Here is a 16,106-nt window from a genome sequence, read left to right as displayed (position 1 = left end):
CGTAAACGTGGCAGGCAATCAGATTGTGACTTGACCCGATTATTTGACACGTGGTACCTAAATGTCACTATGGCGATCCCACTGGGCCCCAATGTTGCGGCCACAGCACCTGCACGTCGCGACGGACTGTATCCGGGTGACCAGCCCGGACTACGGCTGCCCAAGGGAGTGGAGGGCTGGGCGCGGCCCGAGCTGTCCGCTGTCGTCCGGACTTTCGACTGGATGTTCACCAAGTACCGTCTCGGTGGCGGCGGTCTGAGCGTCTATGTCGATGGCGAACCGGCGTTGGATATCTGGGCGGGCGCGGCGGCCGCCGGGCAGGGCTGGACGCGAGATACCGGCGCCCTCGTCTTCTCGGCGTCGAAGGGCATCGCCGCAACGGTCATCCACCGTCTGGTTGATCGCGGACTGATTTCTTATGACGCCCCGGTCGCACGCTATTGGCCGGAGTTCGGCGCCAACGGGAAGTCCTCGATCACGGTCCGGCAGGTGCTCGATCATCGCGCCGGGCTTTCGCGCCTTGAGGGAATCGCTTACCACGCAGAGGAAGTCGTCGATCACGAGCTGATGGAGCAGCGCCTGGCCGCGGCACCGGTCGACAAGTTCTACGGAAAGCGCGCGTATCACGCACTGACCTTCGGCTGGCTGCTCGCGGGGCTGGCCCGATCGGTCACCGGGAAGGACATGCGTGAGCTGTTTCGGACCGAGATCGCCGAGCCGCTTGGGGTCGACGGAATCCACCTCGGGCGGCCGCCGCGTACCTCACCGACCAAGGCTGCCTCGATGTACCCCTTCCTGGACTCGGTGGCGAACAAGCCCGTGGTGGGGAGGGTGCTGCCGACGGTGATCCGCGCCGTCGATCGCCTTCCGGGTTTCGAGGGTGCCATCGGCACGATGTACGAGCCGGGCATGGAGCGGATTCTCGCCGACGACGGCACGCTGAATTCGGCGCTGTACGACATGCAGGCACCCGCCGCCAATGCGGTGGCCACGGCGCCCGCGCTCGCCAAGATGTACGCCGCGCTGGCGGGCGCTGGCAGCGTCGAGGGCCGTGAGTTTCTTTCGCCGGAAACTGTTGCCGGGCTTGCTCGTAAGACCAATCTGAGCATCGACCGCACCATCGTGTTCCCCATGGGGATGCACCTGGGGTACATGTCGTTGCCCATGAACGGATTCCGTGGTGGTTTCGGCCATATCGGGCTGGGTGGGTCGATGGGATGGGCGGACCCGAAGCGCAAGATCGCGGTCGGCTTCGCGCACAATCGGCTGCCGTTGACCATGGCGCTCGACCAGATCTCGTTTGCGTTCTTGTGGCCCCAGATCATCAAGGCTGTCGGTTGACGTCGTGACGTTCCCCTAATCGGCGAGCCCCGATTGGGTATCTGTCCTGACATCTACTCGACAGCTCTTGTCTTGATGCCAAGTACCTGGTACTCAGTGTTACTTATGGCACAACCGCACGGTCTCGATGACGCGACCGCAGAACCCTTCCGCCCGCCCTTCGCGTACCCGCCGCTGGAGCGCGGCATGGAGCTTCCGCCGGGGGTGAATGGATGGGCGCGTCCCGAGTTTCGGGGGGTGGTGCGCGTCTTCTCGCTCGCCTTCGCCCGGTACCGCGTCGGTGGTGGCGCCATCTGCGTATACGTGGACGGCGAGCCAGTACTTGACCTGTGGTCTGGGCTGGCACAGAAGGGTGTGCAGTGGACGCGTGACACTGCGCCGGTGATCTTCTCGGCGTCCAAGGGTGTCACCGCCACGATCATCCACAGGCTGGTGGACCGTGGGCTGCTGGATTATCGGGCGCCGGTGTCGCGGTACTGGCCGGAGTTCGCCGCCAACGACAAGCAAGCGATCACTGTCGATGAAATCCTCTCGCATACCGCGGGTCTGTCGCGGCTGACGGGTATCGCGCACAACTACGAGGAGATGTTCGACCCGGACTTGATGGCGGACCGGCTGGCCGCGGCCCCCGTCGACCGTTACTTCGGCAAGCCCGCGTACCACGCCTTGTCGATCGGCTGGCTCATGGGACGGCTGGCCAAGGCCGTGACCGGTAAGGAGCTGGAGGAGTTGTATCGCACCGAACTGGCCGAGCCGCTCGGGGTCGACGGCATCCACATGGGGCGCCCACCGGTGGGTGCACCTTCGGAATCTGCCGCGCTGACACCATATTTGGATCGGGTCGCCCGATCCGCCTTCATCCGTCGCACGGCCCCTCCCGTCATGGGTGTGCTCGACAAGATGCCCGGCGCCAAGGGGGCCGCGTCGACGCTGTATCAGCCGGGTGCCGAAATGCTGCTGGCCGATGACGGACACGCCACTGCGGATGTGATGGACCTGCGGTGCGGGGCCGGTAGCGCCTGCTGCACCGCACCTGCGCTGGCCAAGCTGTACTCCGCGTTGGCGGGTGACGGCAGCGTGGATGGCGTGCGACTGCTGTCACCGGAGATCACCAAGGGGCTGGATCGCAAGCCCAGTTACCAGATCGACCACACGCTGGGGTTACCGATGGGCTGGCACCGGGGGTACCACTCCCTGGCAGTCCCGGTGATCGGTGGTGGCTTCGGGCACATCGGCGCCGGTGGCTCATTCGGCTGGGCCGACCGGAAACGCAAGATCTCCGTTGCTATCGTGCACAACCGACTGCCCAGCACGATGGTGTTCGATCAGACCATCATCGGTACGTTCCTGCCGTCGATCATTCGCGCGGCGCGCTAACGCGACAGCGCGAATGATCGACGGGGACGGTTACGACGGGGACGGTTACTTGCTCGGCCGCGGCAGGACGTAGCGGGTCACCAGCGAGAAGATGTCCTGGTAGCGGGCCCCGGTCAGCCGAACGACCACGTCCAGAATCTTGGCGTCGGGACCGACCAGTACGCGTGGCTTCTTCTTGCGTACGGCGGTGAGGATGATGCGGGCGGCGGCCTCCGGGCTGGTGTTCGCGAGGTACTTGTCGAACATCGCGGCCCCGGCCTTGACGTCGTAGCCCTCCGCGGCGGTGGAGTTGCGCGCGATGGCGGTCTTGATGCCGCCGGGGTGTACGCAGGTGACCGCGACGGGCTTCTTGCCGATGATCATTTCCTGGCGCAGCGACTCGGTGAATCCACGCACCGCGAACTTGGCTGAGTTGTAAGCACTTTGGCCGGGCATGGACAGCACGCCGAAAAGGCTGGACACGTTGACGACGTGGCCGTCGCCGGAGGCGATCAGGTGCGGCAGGAAGGCCTTGGTGCCGTTGACAACGCCCCAGAAGTCGACATCGATGATGCGCTCGATGTCCTTGAACTGGCTTTCCTCAACTTCGCCCTGGAAGGCGATGCCGGCGTTGTTGTAGATCTGGTTGACCTTGCCGAAATGTTCCTTGATGGCGTCGGCGTAGAGCAGGAAGGCTTCGCGCTCAACGACATTGAGTCGATCGGCGCGGACCTCGGCGCCCAGGGCCTTCACCTGGCGCTCGGTTTCGGCCAGCCCCTCGGCGTCGACGTCGCTGATGGCGATCTTGGCGCCTGATCTCGCGAGTTCGACGGCCAGTGCGCGTCCGATTCCCGAACCGGCGCCGGTGACCACGGCAACCTTGCCGCTGAAGCCTTCCATAAGTGTCTCCTTGTTAGACGACTGTCAAATAGTCAGAGTAATGGGTCAGTGGGAACGCTTGGGCAGCAGGAACCGCGCGCCGAGAACGAACAGATCCTGGTAGCGCGCACCGGTCAGCCGCACCAGCACGTCGATCACCTTGGCGTCCGGTCCCACGAGCACGCGTGGCTTCTTCTTGCGCACGGCGGTGAGGATGATCCGCGCCGCGGCCTCGGGGCTGGTTCGCGCAAGCAGGTCGAACAACTTCGTGAACTCGGCGGGGTCGTAGCCCTCGGCCATGGTGGCGTTGCGGGCCACATTGGTCTTGATGCCGCCGGGGTGTACACAGGTGACCGCGACGGGCTTCTTGCCGATGATCATTTCCTGGCGCAGCGACTCGGAGAAGCCGCGTACAGCGAATTTCGCTGCGTTGTAAGCGCTTTGGCCCGGGCAGGACATGACGCCGAAGATCGACGAGACGTTGATGACGTGGCCGTCGCCGGAGGCGATCAGGTGCGGCAGGAAGGCCTTGGTGCCGTTGACGACGCCCCAGAAGTCGACATCGATGATGCGCTCGATGTCCTTGAACTGGCTGGCTTCTACTTCACCGTGAAAGTCGATACCGGCGTTGTTGTAGATCTGGTTGACCTTGCCGAAGTGTTCCTTGACGACGTCGGCGTAGAGCAAGAAGGCCTCACGCTCGGCGACATTCAGGCGGTCGGATCTGACATCCCCGCCGAGGCTTTTTATCTGGCGTTCGGTTTCAGCCAGGCCCTCGTTGTCGATATCGCTGATGGCGACCTTGGCGCCCGATCTCGCCAGTTCGACGGCCAACGCGCGTCCGATTCCCGAACCGGCGCCGGTGACTACTGCGACCTTGCCGCTGAAACCCTCCATGGGGCACTCCTGACAGATTTACGTTGTGAGCCTGACGTCAATCAGTGAGGGTAATGGATGGCAACCCGGCGTGGTCATGGCGGCGGTCAGGTCTTGAGGCCCACGCAGATCCAGTCGACGGAGATCAGTGGTGGCGTGATGGGGCGTTCCACCGGGCGCTGCACCACGACGTCGAAACCTGCGCGCGAGAACAGGCGCTCCATTTCGCCGGCCGTCGGGAAATGTGCGGGGCCGCGCTCACCCGTTCCGTTGCGCATCCAGCGACGTTCCTTCGGGCAGATCGTCGCGACCGCGGCCATGCCGCCCGGGGCCAGCACGCGGTAAAACTCCGCCAGCGCCGCGGGCTGGTCGAAGAAATGGAATGCGGACGTGGTCACCACGGCGTCGAGGGCGCCGTCGGCGAACGGGAGTTGCTCCGCGGGCGCCTTGCGCCACTGCACCCCGGCCGAGCGGGCCCTTGCCTTGGCGAGCATGCCGTCGGACATGTCCACCCCGTAGACGGTTGCCGACGCCAGCTCATCCTGGATGCGTGCGGCCAATATGCCAGTGCCACAAGCGATATCGGCGATACGTTGAGCATCGTGGTCACGTAACTGCCTGATGGTGTCCGTCTGGGCCGGGCTATAGATGTGGCGTTGCACGAAGGGGAAGTTGTACACCCGGGACATCAGAGTCCAGTACCGCGTGACCAGCTCGTTGAATGAACGCCGTTGGGCGATGGCCGTCATCGTTGAAACCTAGGAGTGGCGCCTGGATGACGTCCGCGACTCCGTGTGAACTTGGTGAAATACACGAGGGTCACGGCCGAAAGCTATGACCGGTCCCAATAACCCGAACGGCTCGTGATGAACCTGCGAGCAAACCACCGAACTCGTGTGCGGAACGGTAGGGTGCGCAAGGGTCTCGCGGACGTGATTCGTGAGGGATACGGGTATTCCACGGTGCAGTGGGAGAAGGTTGGAGTCCGCTGATGACGGCGTCACTCAGTGATCGGTTCATGCGTCGGCTGCCGGAGACGGCGCGCCGTGCGGTGGACTGTTTCGCTGCCGAGGTGCCGTACTACGGGATGTTGCCGCGTGAGGTTCTCGACGGAGAGATTACCGAGTTCACCAAGCAGCATTTCCGAATCTTCTCTCGGGTACTGGTGGAATCTCGGGCCCCCACGGAAGACGAGATCGCGGTGTCGATCCTGGCGGCATCCCGTCGGGCGCAGGAGGACATCCCGCTTCCGGCGATTCTGGCCGTCTACAACGTCGCCGCACGGGTGGGCATCGAGACGCTCCGGGAGCTGGCAACCCCTGACGAGGTCGGCGAGGTCCTCGCTATCAGTATGCAGGTGCAGCGATATCTACAGCTGATGCTGCCCGCTGTGACCACTGCCTATCTCGAAGAGCGCCAGGGTCTTTACAGTGCGACGACGGAGGCGCGGCGCGACCTCTTCGACGCGTTGGTCAAGGGGACGCAATGGGTAGAGGCCGCCGAGCGCGCCAACGTCACGCTGGCGCTGTCCTACAACGTGCTGTTCCTGTACCTCCCGGAACCGGCGGTGAACACCGTGGTGGCACGGCGGCGTGCGCATCTGGTGCAGGACATCGTCGACGAGTACGCGCGCGAACCCGTGCTCACGTCGCTGGACGGCCGCGGGGGCACCATCTTGTTACCCGCGGTGGGCAAGGTGGAATCGCTGCTGCCATTGTTCTCGGAGGTGGCAGGGGGGCCGGTCACGCTCGGGGTGTCCGATGCCACCGACCCCGGCGAGATTGCCGCCGCCGCCGATGAGGCGCGCGAATTGACCGTGCTCGCATTGAGACTCGGTCGAGTGCCGGGGGCATATCGGCTTGCCGATCTGCTGCTGGAATACCAGATCACCCGTCCGGGTAGGGCTCGGGACCTGCTCGCCGCCACGGTTCAGCCGCTTGCCGCGCACCCTCACCTGCAACAGGCACTCAGTGCGTACCTACAGCACGAGCACGGGCGCCAGTTGGCGGCCAAGTCACTGCATGTGCATCCCAACACCCTCGACTACAGGTTGCGTCGGGTGGCCGAGCTCACCGGCCTGGACCCCGCGCAGCCGTCGGCGGCGCGGACTCTTGCCGCCGCACTGCTGGCCGTGAAGGCGCGCTGACGTCCCGTTCAGAGTTTCCCGGCGAGCAGCTTCACAATCGCCACTATCTGCCGGACGTACATGATCAGAGCGCGTGGCGCGAGAAATGTCGAAAGCACCGTTCGGACATCGGGTTGTGCCGGTAATGGCCTGCCGCGCATACGTTCGTCGAGCCAACCGAGCGCATCATGGCCGCCGGACAGTAACAAAAAGACACGTTCGCTGGCGCGGTCGCGTCGGTAGGTGACATGTGCGCCACCGGCGATGTAGTCCTCGGCGAGTTGGTCGGTGCTGGAAACCGGCAGGAGTACGTCGTGCATCGAGTGGTAGAGGTAGATCGGTGCGGTGGGGATGCGCAATCCCAGCGTCATGGCGTCCGTGAGCGCAGCGATCTCCGGTGTGTCCATCACTTCTTCGAGCGGGCGGACGAAGATCCTGTTGAAGTTGAGAAATGGCCAGTACAACAGTGCCTGGATGACGGTGAGGCGTTCGGCCTTCTCCACCATCCGGCGACCTCGCTTGGTGAGGTGCTTCTGCAGGTAGTCCTGGATTGAGGGGCTGACCCGCATCATGGCCGCCAACACGATGATGATGAGCCCCGAAGCGTATTGGCCGCTGAGCTGGTGCATGAGTGGGCCGGGTTGGGGAGCGGGCGCGCCGATCAATGCCCCGACCAGGTTGAGTTCGGGCGCGTACTCACCGGCTAGCTCGGCGGCCCAGGCGGTGGCGTTACCACCGGCCGAGTATCCCCAGACCGCGGCCGGTGTTTGGGCGGTCAGACGCGGGATGCCGTCCTCGCCGGATGCGGCAATGGTGGCGCGCAGCGCGTCCAGCACGTGGTAGCCGGGTTGTTTGGGCGCCATCCAGAGGCCCTTCGGTCCCTCATGGTCGCTGATGGTCACTATCCACCCCCGTTGGAGGGCGGCGACAGCCAGCAGAAACTCGTTCTGTGACTGATTGATGCCGAAGGTGCGGTGCTGCAGGTAGTACGAGGGGAATCGCTTGGGGGTGACGGCATCGATCGCGCTCTGGAAGGCGAGCAGCGGCGCCTTTCCCGTCGCGGTCTTGGGGACGAGCACTGTTGTCACGGTCGTCTCCGGGGACCCGTGCAAATCGGTGCTGCGGTAGAGCACCTGCCATGCGTGCAGTCGCAGCGGGATGAGTCCGAACAAGCCGATCTGAACGCGCCTGCGGCGCAGCGCCGTTCCGGGTGCTGTCTTCTCCCAGCCGTCGGGCGGCAAGAAGAATGGGTCGACCGGGGACGGCTGCGGCTTACCGAGTTGCATTGGCCAGGCCTCGATCGGCTGAGTCGACGCGGGCGCAGTGCCGGCTGTCATCTGGCTCCTGTCCTTGGTGTGGTCGTCCCGTCCGGATTGAGTGACATTGATAGTAAGAAACCTCGGATGCGCGCAGCGTATTCAACAAGAATGGTCCACGGCAACGAATCGTCACCGAATCGGGGTTACCCCCTAAAGCGCGCATCGGACCTTGTAGTTCGTCACCGATCAAGCAAACGGCCGAATCCAATATTTGGACACATGCCATTTTGCAGGGTTCGCAATATTCGCTGCCCAGTGGGTAGTTGACAGCCGGTGGCGCCGAAAAAATGAAGTGCGATGCTATTTTCTGGTTAAGTTGCCGTGTCGGAGAATACGTGTCGCTGCGCGATGGCTAGAGACGGCCGAGTAGTAGCTTCGCGATGCCCCACTGCCAGCGGAGCTGGCTCACTGCCGCGCGTGCGGTCAAGGACGTCGAGAGCACAGTCTGGACATCGGGCTGGGGCGCCAAGGGCTCACCTGCCATCCGCGCTGCCAACCAGCCGAGCGCGTCGCCTCCGCCCGTGAGGGCGAGAGATATGTGCTCGCTCGCGTGGTCACGCCGGTAGGTGAGATTGACCCCGCGGGTGATGTATTGGTCGGCAAGGTAATCGGAGCCTCCGATCGGCAATAGCTGATCGTGGACGCCGTGATACAGATAGACCGGGGCCAGTGGAGTGTGCTGGCCGAGTTTCATCCGCCGGGTGATCGAGGCAATTTCGGGTGCCTTCATCAGTTCCTCGACAGTGTGATCGACGAGCTTGTCGAAATTCATGAACGGCCATCGCAGTACCGATTCTGCGAGGCTGACAGTGGCGGCCCTCTCGATGATCTGACGTCCCCTGGCGGTCAGGTGCCCGCCCAGAAAGTCGTGAGCGCTGTGATGTGCACGCATCATGGCGGCCAGGACCGGCAGGATAAGTCCCGAGGCGAATCGCCGACTGTGGTGTGGCACCAATGAGCCGGGTACGGCTGCCGGTGCGCCGAGCAGTGCTCCGACAATGTTGAGCTCCGGTGCGTACTCGGGTGCCATCTCGGCGGCCCATGTGCTGGCGGTGCCGCCGCCGGAATAGCCCCAGAGCCCGATCGGTGTGTCCTCGGGTAGTGGCGGCACTCCTCTCGTCCCGCCGGCGCGCAAGGTGGCGCGCACGCCGTCGAGCACGTGATAGCCCGGCTGCCGATCTACCATCCACAAGCCCTGGGGCCCTTCGTGGTCGCTGACCGAGACGATCCATCCACGGGCGAGTGCGGCCACCATCAACAACAGTTCGTTCTGCGTTTGATTGAGGCCGAAGGAGCCCGGCAGCAGCCCGTACGACGGGAACGACCGCGATGTCACCGCGTCGATGGCGCATTGGTAGGCCAGTACCGGGCCTGTGACGTTATGGGGTACCAGCACGGTGGTCACCGTGGTCTCCGGTGCGCCGTTGAGGTCCGTGGTTCGGTAGAGCAGCTGCCAGGCCTGCAGGCGCAGGGGGACGATGCCGAATAAGGCGATTCGAACTTGCCTGCGCCGCAGCAGGTTCCCGGGCAGCGTGTTTTCCCAACCGGGTGGGGGAACGTAGAAGGGATCCCGCGGCGACGGTCTGGGTTTGGTGGTGAGCGGTGGCCACTCTTCGATGGGAAGCGTTATGGGTCCGCTTGCGGGAGCGGGCTCTGTGGTCATCTGGTGCAGCGTATTGAACACGCGCGCACTACGGCAGGCATCCAGCGATAGATCAGGCCCATCCCCTAAGGGACGGGCCTGATCTTGGGCTCAATCACTCCTACTCGGATGTGGGCGCAAATGCCTCGTCGATGATCTCCTGCTGCTCGACGGCATGCACCTTCGAGGAGCCGGACGACGGTGCCGACATGGCGCGCCGGGAGATCTTGGTGAGGCCGGTCAGGCGCGGGACCACCTCGGGCAGGTTCAGGCCGAACGTGGGCCAGGCGCCCTGGTTGGCAGGTTCTTCCTGCACCCAGATGTACTGCGCATCATCCGGATACCGGCCGAGGGTCTCCTCGAGGCGGTAACGCGGGATCGGGTACAGCTGCTCGATGCGCACGATCGCGACGTCGTCGCGCTTGTCGGCGGTCTTGCGCGCCAACAGGTCGTAGTACAGCTTGCCGCTGGTCAGCAGGATCCGCTTGACCTTGCTGCGATCGCCGACCCCGTCCTCGTAGTTGGCTTCTTCGAGGACCGAACGGAACTTGCGGTCGGTGAAGTCCTTGATGTCGCTGACCGCGGCCTTGTTACGCAGCATGGACTTTGGTGTGAACACCACCATCGGTCGGGTGATGCCGTCCAGGGCATGCCGGCGCAACAGGTGGAAGTAGTTGGCCGGTGTCGACGGCATCGCCACCGTCATCGAGCCTTCGGCGCACAGCTGCAGGAACCGCTCGATGCGGCCCGAGGTGTGGTCGGGGCCCTGTCCCTCGTGGCCGTGGGGGAGCAGCAGGACCACTTCGGAGAGCTGACCCCACTTGGCCTCGCCGGACGAGATGAACTCATCGATGATGGATTGCGCGCCGTTGACGAAGTCGCCGAATTGGGCCTCCCACAACACCATTGCGTCGGGATTGCCGACGGAATAGCCGTACTCGAAGCCGAGCGCCGCATACTCCGACAGCGCCGAATCGTGCACCACGAGACGCCCGCCGGTGGGGTTGCCCTCGGCGTCGACGCCCACCAGCTGCAGGGGGCTGAACTCCTCGCCGTTGTGCCGGTCGATGATCACCGCGTGGCGCTGGGTGAACGTGCCGCGCTTGGAGTCCTGGCCGGACAGCCGCACCACCTTGCCCTCGGCAACCAGGGTGCCGAAGGCCAGTAGCTCACCGAAGGCCCAGTCGACCTTGCCCTCGTAGGCCATTTCGCGGCGCCTGTCCAGCACCGGCTTGACGCGCGGATGCACGCTGAAGTCCTCGGGTACCGCCAGGAAGGCGTCACCGATACGCTGCAGCAGCGCCTTGTCGACGGCGGTGACCAGCTTCTGTGGCAGCTGCTGGTCCTCTTCGACCGACTCGCTGGGGCGCTGCTGGTACTTCTCCAGATCGCGGACCTCGTTGAACACCCGCTCCAGCTGGCCCTGGTAGTCGCGCAGGGCGTCCTCGGCCTCTTTCATCGAGATGTCGCCGCGGCCGATCAGCGATTCGGTGTACGTCTTGCGCACCCCGCGCTTGGTGTCGATCACTTCGTACATCTGCGGGTTGGTCATCGAAGGGTCGTCGCCCTCGTTGTGGCCGCGCCGGCGGTAGCAGATGAGGTCGATGACGACGTCCTTGTTGAACTTCTGTCGGAAGTCGACGGCCAGGCGTGACACCCACACGCACGCCTCGGGGTCGTCCCCGTTGACGTGGAAGATTGGCGCCCCAATCATTTTCGCGACGTCGGTGCAGTACTCGCTGGATCGCGAATGCTCCGGTGCGGTGGTGAAGCCGATCTGGTTGTTGACCACGATGTGGATGGTGCCGCCGGTGCGGTAGCCGGGGAGGTTGGCCAGGTTCAGGGTTTCGGCCACCACGCCCTGGCCGGCGAATGCGGCGTCACCGTGCAGCATCAGCGGCACCACGGTAAAGCGGCCGCCGTCGGTGCCGTTGTCGAGGACGTCCTGCTTGGCGCGCACCAGGCCTTCCAGCACCGGGTCGACGGCCTCGAGGTGCGAGGGGTTGGCGGTCAACGACACCTCGATGTCGTTCTCGCCGAACATCTGGATATAGGTGCCCGAGGCGCCCAGGTGGTACTTGACGTCGCCGGAGCCATGCGCGAGCGCCGGATTCAGGTTGCCCTCGAACTCGGTGAAGATCTGCGAGTACGGCTTGCCGACGATGTTGGCCAGCACGTTCAGGCGACCGCGGTGCGGCATGCCGATGACCACCTCGTCGAGGCCGTACTCGGCACTCTGGTCGATGACGGCGTCCATCATGGGGATGACGCCCTCGGCGCCTTCCAGTGAGAACCTCTTCTGGCCAACATATTTGGTGGCCAGGAAGGTCTCGAACGCCTCGGCCGCATTGAGCTTGGACAGGATGTACTTCTGCTCGGCGACGGTCGGCTTATCGTGCTTGACCTCGATGCGCTCCTGCAGCCACTTCTGCTGCTCAGGTTCCAGAATGTGGGTGTATTCCACTGCGGCGTGCCGGCAGTACGCGTCGCGCAGCACCGAGAGCACGTCGCGCAGCTTCATGTACTCCTGGCCCTTGAAGCCCGAGACCTTGAACTCGCGGTCCAGATCCCACAGCGTCAGGCCGTGGGTGAGCACATCCAGATCGGGGTGGCTGCGGAAACGGGTCTTGTCCAGGCGCAGCGGATCGGTATCTGCCATGAGGTGGCCCCGGTTGCGGTATGCCGCAATCAGTTCCAGCACACGAGCGTTCTTGTCGAGGATCGAGTCGGGGTTGTCGATGCGCCAGCGCACCGGCTCGTAGGGGATGCCCAGCTCACGGAAGATGTCGTCGAAGAAGTCGTCGGAGAGCAGCAGCTGATGCACCGTGCGCAGGAAATCGCCGGATTCGGCACCCTGGATGATGCGGTGGTCGTAGGTGGACGTCAGCGTCATGAGCTTGCCGATGCCCAGATCGGAGATGCGCTCCTCGCTGGCGCCCTGGAACTCCGCGGGGTACTCCAGCGCGCCGGCACCAACGATGGCACCCTGACCGCGCATGAGGCGGGGCACCGAGTGCACGGTGCCGATGGTGCCCGGATTGGTCAGCGAGATGGTGACCCCGGAGAAGTCCTCGGCCGTCAACTTGCCGTCCCGCGCACGCCGGACGATATCCTCGTAGGCGGTGATGAACTGGCCGAAAGCCATTGTCTCGCAGCCCTTGATGGCGGCCACGACGAGGGTGCGGTTGCCGTCCTTGCCGGGCAGGTCGATCGCCAGGCCCAGGTTGATGTGAGCGGGCGTTACGGCAGTGGGCTTCCCGTCCACCTCGGCGAAATGCCGGTTCATGTTCGGGAAGTCCTTGACGGCCTGGACGATGGCGTAGCCCAGCAGGTGCGTGAAGGAGATCTTGCCGCCGCGGGTGCGCTTGAGGTGGTTGTTGATGACGATGCGGTTGTCGATCATCAGCTTGGCGGGGATGGCCCGGACGCTGGTGGCGGTCGGGATCTCCAGGGAGGCCGACATGTTCTTGACGACGGCGGCCGCGGCACCACGCAGTACCTGGGTTTCGTCACCCTCTGCCGTCGGCAACGGGGCGGGCTTCGGCGCAGCGGGGGCGGTGCTGGGTGCTGGGGCGGCGGTAGGTGCGGGCGCAGGGGTGGGGGCAGCCGCGGGGGCGGGTGCCGGTGCCGGTGCGACAGCCGCGGCGGCTGCTTGGCCATTGGCGGTGCCGGTTGCGGGCTCGGCTACAGATTCGGCCCCAAAGTCGGACAGGAATTCGTGCCAGCTGGAGTCCACCGAGGACGGGTCTTCCTTGAATCGCCGGTACATCTCCTCGACCAGCCATTCGTTCTGCCCGAATTGGGGATTTGAACCGTTCACGGCAGTCTTCGCCTCGCTCCGTCTCGTCCGATATTCAGTCGGTTGTTGACACTTGTGGTGTCGTTCTCTTAGCGACCCGTACCAGGCTAACGCGTCGCCATCGGGGGTGACATGCCGCCGTTGCATGACGGGGGCCACATCATCGGTGCCACTGATGGCTCAAGGGTGGCTACCCGATGAACAACCACCTCTGTCCCTGCTAGCTGTCGGCCGCCACCAGCCGCAGCTGCACCGGCCATGCTGTCGGGGGGCGTCCAAAGGCATTGCGTGCGTTGGTGATTATTCGTTTGCCGATAAACCGGTTGCCGCCTGCGCCGATGACGGCCCCGATTCCGGCGGGCAGCAGCTTCCCTGCGGCCATGGCGCCGCGTTTCAGCGCGAACTTCTTGGTGAACCGCTTGAGCAGGGTGGCGTTCAAATGGCTCAGTGCGGGAATCGGCAGCGTCGAGGTGGCCTCGGCCAGCCAGCCGCCCCCGACGGTGCGCTCCTTGCCCAGCACGTCCGAGACCGTAGTCTCACCGTCCTCGCCCAGCAGCACCGCGAGCACGAGCGTGTGCCGGTGCTCGATCTTGGCCAGCTCGATGTCGTGGACGGCGGCCAGCGCCAACGTGAAGAGCGATGTCGCCTCCAGGAACAGCACCGCCTCGCCCGCGGTCGCCGACAGTGCGGCCAACGTGCCGACCCCGGGGAAGGCGGCGGCTGCGCCGACTGCCGCGCCACTACCCATCACGGTCGCCAGGTACCGCTTCTCCAACATCGTGATGATGTCGGCGGGCGTCGCCGCCGGGTGGGAAGCTCGTAGCTTCTGGACATAGGCGCGGACCGCCGGCTCCTGAACCTTGGTGCTCTGGTCCAGAATGAGCGAGAGCAGCTTGCCCGACGCCCCGAGTTTAGGTTCCTTGCCCTTGCCTCCCAGCGCGAGCTGTCGCTGCGGTTCGTTGATGCGAGTGCTCATCGGCGTGTTCCTTCAGTGCTGTGGTCTGGATGGGTCCACTAGTTGTGAGCGAAGATTTTTCCTCACAGTAGTGAAGACGATCGGCGCGTGTGTTTCGTTCCTGGGAACGCCGCCCAAGTGGGTGATTTGCGCGACGTTCTGGCTCCTCCAGCCGGCGCGGGCAACCATTTTCGTGGTCGGGATCGGCCGACTCGCGCAGCGTTGAGCAAAGTCGTCGCAGCTGCAGTCGCGGCTGGAAAATCGCAATGACGGGACAGGCGCACTGTGCTTCGATGTTGACGGGCGGGTACCCACGTGTGTTGTCTATGACAACGGCGTGACGGACCTGTTGATCTGGGAAATTATCCCATCGGTGCTGATCACGCATCAAAAAAGGGGCGGCGTTTCCTCCTGGGTACGGGAGTGGAGACTTGACCAATTGAGTGAGACGCAGCTCACATTTGTTAGGGAAGGGAAGGTTTTGCCACGTGCGCGCGCTGAGCACTGAGGTGAGTGCTGCCCCCGGTGAGACGGCCAGTGAGACGGCCACAGATGTGTCGACCGGCGCTGCCGCTGAATCGACGGGCGCTGCTGCGTCGGCCGGCTCGGTTTCGCCTCCCGACACCCGGCTGGGCAGGGCATGGCTCATCACCGTGCTGGGTGCCATGGTTGCCTTGGGGCCGCTCACCATCGACATGTATCTGCCGGCCCTGCCCGATATCGGGGTGGACCTACACGTCAATTCCACCCTCACACAGCTGACGCTCACCGGAACCCTCGTGGGGTTGGGCTTCGGACAGCTCCTGGTGGGTCCACTCTCTGATTCGCTCGGCAGACGCCTACCGCTGATCGCCGGCGCAGCCCTGCACGTCGTGGCGTCGATGGCCATCACCATCGCGCCGAACATCGTGGTGTTGGGCGTGCTGCGGGCAATCGAAGGCATGGGTGCGGCCGCCGCCATGGTGGTGGCGATGGCCGTGGTGCGTGACTTGTACACCGATAGGGCCGCCGCCACCGTGATCTCCCGGCTCACGCTGGTGATCGGCATCGCGCCGATCCTGGCTCCGTCACTGGGTGCGGCCGTACTGGTCCATGGGTCGTGGCAGAACGTATTCGCGGCCCTGTCGTGTCTAGGCGTGCTGCTCCTCATCCTTGCCGTGGTGGCATTGCCGGAGACGCTGCCCCCGGTCGCGCGACGTCCACTGCGGGTGGGGGCCATCCTGCGGACCTATCGCGATCTGCTGCGCGACAAGGTGTTCGTGGTCCTGGTGCTTGTCGCCGGGCTGTCGCTGTCCGGTCTGTTCGCCTACATCTCGGGCGCCTCGTTTGTGTTGCAGGGCCAGTACGGCATGAATCAGCAGGTGTTCGCGATCGCCTTCGGCGCGGGCGCGATCGCGTTCGTCGCAGCTTCACAGTTGAATGTGGTGCTACTCAAGCGATTCGAACCGCAGCAGATCGTGCAGTGGTGTCTGTCCCTGGCCCTGATTCCGGCGGTCGTGCTGCTGGTGCTGGCCTGGTTCGGTATCGGCGGGCTCGTCGGCTTCGTGGCCCCGGTGTGGACGCTGATGGCGCTGATGGGATTCGTCATTCCGAATGCGCCGGCGCTGGCACTGTCTCGGCACGGCGAGGCGGCGGGAACCTCGGCGGCGGTGCTGGGCGCCGCGCAGTTCGGGGTGGGTGCGGTGATCGCACCTCTGGTCGGAGCGTTGGGCAACAACGCGCTGGCCGTTGCCATCGTGATGATGATCGGGGTGGTGCTGGCTCTGGCAGGGCTGGCTCTCGTGAGAAATCGTGTCGCAGCCTGACCTGCGGCT

General features: G+C 64.5%; 12 protein-coding genes. 5 read left to right on the top strand and 7 right to left on the bottom strand.

The window, feature by feature from the left end; genetic code table 11:
* The first annotated feature begins 69 nt into the window (after positions 1 to 69).
* Positions 70 to 1,341 carry a serine hydrolase domain-containing protein gene (locus BKG76_RS03265; RefSeq protein ID WP_070935925.1) on the top strand — a complete coding sequence of 424 codons (1,272 nt, stop codon included), beginning with the start codon at positions 70 to 72 and terminating at the stop codon, positions 1,339 to 1,341.
* A gap of 105 nt (positions 1,342 to 1,446) precedes the next feature.
* Positions 1,447 to 2,718, top strand: a complete 1,272-nt coding sequence (locus BKG76_RS03260) for a serine hydrolase domain-containing protein (RefSeq protein ID WP_070935923.1) — start codon at positions 1,447 to 1,449, stop codon at positions 2,716 to 2,718.
* A gap of 45 nt (positions 2,719 to 2,763) precedes the next feature.
* Here the strand turns inward: BKG76_RS03260 and BKG76_RS03255 are convergent, their stop codons facing one another.
* The 3 genes from BKG76_RS03255 to BKG76_RS03245 all read right to left on the bottom strand — a co-directional run bounded on the left by BKG76_RS03255 (position 2,764) and on the right by BKG76_RS03245 (position 5,201).
* Positions 2,764 to 3,597, bottom strand: a complete 834-nt coding sequence (locus BKG76_RS03255) for an SDR family NAD(P)-dependent oxidoreductase (protein WP_070935922.1) — start codon at positions 3,595 to 3,597, stop codon at positions 2,764 to 2,766.
* 45 nt (positions 3,598 to 3,642) lie between these two features.
* Positions 3,643 to 4,473, bottom strand: coding sequence for an SDR family NAD(P)-dependent oxidoreductase (locus BKG76_RS03250; protein ID WP_070935920.1), 831 nt, complete (start codon positions 4,471 to 4,473; stop codon positions 3,643 to 3,645).
* Between the two features lie 86 nt (positions 4,474 to 4,559).
* Positions 4,560 to 5,201, bottom strand: coding sequence for a class I SAM-dependent methyltransferase (locus BKG76_RS03245; protein ID WP_070935918.1), 642 nt, complete (start codon positions 5,199 to 5,201; stop codon positions 4,560 to 4,562).
* 242 nt (positions 5,202 to 5,443) lie between these two features.
* Between BKG76_RS03245 and BKG76_RS03240 the strand changes: the two genes are divergently transcribed.
* A complete protein-coding gene (locus BKG76_RS03240) occupies positions 5,444 to 6,598 on the top strand; it encodes a PucR family transcriptional regulator (RefSeq protein WP_070935916.1) in 1,155 nt (384 codons plus the stop codon).
* An 8-nt stretch (positions 6,599 to 6,606) separates the two neighbouring features.
* Here the strand turns inward: BKG76_RS03240 and BKG76_RS03235 are convergent, their stop codons facing one another.
* The 4 genes from BKG76_RS03235 to BKG76_RS03220 all read right to left on the bottom strand — a co-directional run bounded on the left by BKG76_RS03235 (position 6,607) and on the right by BKG76_RS03220 (position 14,313).
* Positions 6,607 to 7,914 (bottom strand): lipase family protein, encoded by a 1,308-nt coding sequence (locus tag BKG76_RS03235; RefSeq protein ID WP_070935914.1) that lies wholly within the window; start codon positions 7,912 to 7,914, stop codon positions 6,607 to 6,609.
* Positions 7,915 to 8,248: 334 nt separating this feature from the next.
* Positions 8,249 to 9,559 (bottom strand): lipase family protein, encoded by a 1,311-nt coding sequence (locus BKG76_RS03230; protein WP_070936829.1) that lies wholly within the window; start codon positions 9,557 to 9,559, stop codon positions 8,249 to 8,251.
* Positions 9,560 to 9,659: 100 nt separating this feature from the next.
* Positions 9,660 to 13,358, bottom strand: coding sequence for a multifunctional oxoglutarate decarboxylase/oxoglutarate dehydrogenase thiamine pyrophosphate-binding subunit/dihydrolipoyllysine-residue succinyltransferase subunit (locus BKG76_RS03225; RefSeq protein WP_070935912.1), 3,699 nt, complete (start codon positions 13,356 to 13,358; stop codon positions 9,660 to 9,662).
* Between the two features lie 199 nt (positions 13,359 to 13,557).
* The gene (locus BKG76_RS03220) at positions 13,558 to 14,313 is read right to left on the bottom strand and encodes a hypothetical protein (RefSeq protein ID WP_070935910.1); all 756 of its coding nucleotides are present in this window, start codon (positions 14,311 to 14,313) and stop codon (positions 13,558 to 13,560) included.
* A gap of 220 nt (positions 14,314 to 14,533) precedes the next feature.
* On the opposite strand from BKG76_RS03220, the gene BKG76_RS25510 reads away from it, so the two are divergent.
* Together BKG76_RS25510 and BKG76_RS03215 are read left to right on the top strand one after the other, a co-directional pair.
* The gene (locus BKG76_RS25510; RefSeq protein ID WP_083337896.1) at positions 14,534 to 14,800 is read left to right on the top strand and encodes a DUF1942 domain-containing protein; all 267 of its coding nucleotides are present in this window, start codon (positions 14,534 to 14,536) and stop codon (positions 14,798 to 14,800) included.
* On the top strand, positions 14,781 to 16,097 hold the full coding sequence (locus tag BKG76_RS03215; RefSeq protein ID WP_070935908.1) for a multidrug effflux MFS transporter: 1,317 nt from the start codon (positions 14,781 to 14,783) through the stop codon (positions 16,095 to 16,097). Before BKG76_RS25510 ends, BKG76_RS03215 begins: the two co-directional genes overlap by 20 nt.
* Positions 16,098 to 16,106 lie beyond the last annotated feature (9 nt).

The sequence above is a fragment of the Mycobacteroides franklinii genome, assembly GCF_001853795.1.
GTDB lineage: Bacteria > Actinomycetota > Actinomycetes > Mycobacteriales > Mycobacteriaceae > Mycobacterium > Mycobacterium franklinii.
Note: the sequence above shows the minus strand (reverse complement) of the source record. Positions and strands in the feature narration are given on the sequence as shown.

Coding starts and splice junctions, on each gene's coding strand:
- BKG76_RS03265 (WP_070935925.1), top strand. CDS start 70: ATGGCGATCCCACTGGGCCCCAATGTTGCGGCCACAGCACCTGCACGT.
- BKG76_RS03260 (WP_070935923.1), top strand. CDS start 1,447: ATGGCACAACCGCACGGTCTCGATGACGCGACCGCAGAACCCTTCCGC.
- BKG76_RS03255 (WP_070935922.1), bottom strand. CDS start 3,597: ATGGAAGGCTTCAGCGGCAAGGTTGCCGTGGTCACCGGCGCCGGTTCG.
- BKG76_RS03250 (WP_070935920.1), bottom strand. CDS start 4,473: ATGGAGGGTTTCAGCGGCAAGGTCGCAGTAGTCACCGGCGCCGGTTCG.
- BKG76_RS03245 (WP_070935918.1), bottom strand. CDS start 5,201: ATGACGGCCATCGCCCAACGGCGTTCATTCAACGAGCTGGTCACGCGG.
- BKG76_RS03240 (WP_070935916.1), top strand. CDS start 5,444: ATGACGGCGTCACTCAGTGATCGGTTCATGCGTCGGCTGCCGGAGACG.
- BKG76_RS03235 (WP_070935914.1), bottom strand. CDS start 7,914: ATGACAGCCGGCACTGCGCCCGCGTCGACTCAGCCGATCGAGGCCTGG.
- BKG76_RS03230 (WP_070936829.1), bottom strand. CDS start 9,559: ATGACCACAGAGCCCGCTCCCGCAAGCGGACCCATAACGCTTCCCATC.
- BKG76_RS03220 (WP_070935910.1), bottom strand. CDS start 14,313: ATGAGCACTCGCATCAACGAACCGCAGCGACAGCTCGCGCTGGGAGGC.